This is a genomic window from Protofrankia sp. Cr1 (genome assembly GCF_963555865.1).
Classification (GTDB): Bacteria; Actinomycetota; Actinomycetes; order Frankiales; family Frankiaceae; genus Protofrankia.
The window spans coordinates 1,902-2,923 of sequence record NZ_CAUVXO010000650.1; the positions used below are offsets into that span (position 1 = coordinate 1,902).

Genomic DNA, 1,022 nt, shown 5'->3' on the forward strand with positions numbered 1-1,022 from the left:
CGGGCAGCCCGTCCGCGACGTCGCAGCGGGCCAGTACCAGTCGACGCAACAGGGCGTCGGACATCGACGCGACCGCAGGCTCGGCCTGGCCGGCCTGGCCGGATGGGTGGGATGGGTGGCCCAGCAGCAATGCGCGGGCGGCGGCCGGGTCGCCCACAACATGGGCAAGTGTCCAGGCCGCCACATGGACGAGGCCGGCCGCGGTGTAGTCCGCGGCGGCGTCCCGGTACCGACCGAGCTGGGCGTACAGGTCGGCCGACCGCGGGAACAGGCCGGCGTCCCGATAACAACGCGCGGCCTCGGCAACCTGCCCGGCCCGCAGATAGCAGGTCGCGGCCCGGTCGAGCAGCGGGGCGTCAGTCACGGAGCCGTGGCCCCCCTTCGGCCCTTTGTTCGGTCGACGGCTCGTCGGTCGGCCGCTGCCTGACCTGCTCGCGACCCGCCGGTGCGACCTGCGGAGCTTCCTGCTCGATGAGGGCGCTGTTCTCGACGATGCGCGCGATGTCGGCGGTGGCCCGGTCGTGGCGGGCGTCGTGGTCGGTGGCGGGCGCACCCTCTCCGGTGTCCTCGACGCGGAACATCTCGACCTCGCCCGTGTCGGCGCGGTAGCGGAACTTCACCCGAACCCGCATGCGTTCACCCCCCTATCCTCACGATCGGCAATCGGAGCAGGCCATCAGTGCTCCAGGAACTGCGGCCTCCGGGCGCGCGATCTGACAATCGTCGCGCGCCCTTTGGCCCGCTAGATCTGCAGCTCGAACTCGATGTCGAGAACGCCGCCGTTCTCCGAGCAGGTGATGCCCTCGGCGCGCCTGGCTCGGGCGTAGGCCAGGATCGCGTCCCGGTAGGCCCCGGCCAGCGCCTGATGGAAAATGTTGCGCCCCTGGATGCCGACAGCGACCAGCCGGGTCGCCGCCTCCCGGCGCAGCGCCTCGACGCGGGCGGGCGCGGCTTGCGCCAAAGCGGCGTCCGCGCGGGCCGCGGCGGTCGCCTCAACGGCGGTGCCTTCGGCGTCGTCGGCC

At 72.9% G+C, this 1,022-nt stretch carries 1 protein-coding gene and 2 pseudogenes; all 3 read right to left on the reverse strand.

Annotated elements, in window-relative coordinates:
- Positions 1-364 (reverse strand): annotated as a pseudogene (locus U9980_RS27385) (hypothetical protein); the annotation flags it as partial.
- Positions 357-632 (reverse strand): hypothetical protein, encoded by a 276-nt coding sequence (locus tag U9980_RS27390; protein ID WP_322770572.1) that lies wholly within the window; start codon positions 630-632, stop codon positions 357-359. The pseudogene U9980_RS27385 and the gene U9980_RS27390, both read right to left, overlap by 8 nt.
- Before the next feature lie 110 nt (positions 633-742).
- Positions 743-1,022 (reverse strand): annotated as a pseudogene (locus tag U9980_RS27395) (molecular chaperone DnaJ); the annotation flags it as partial.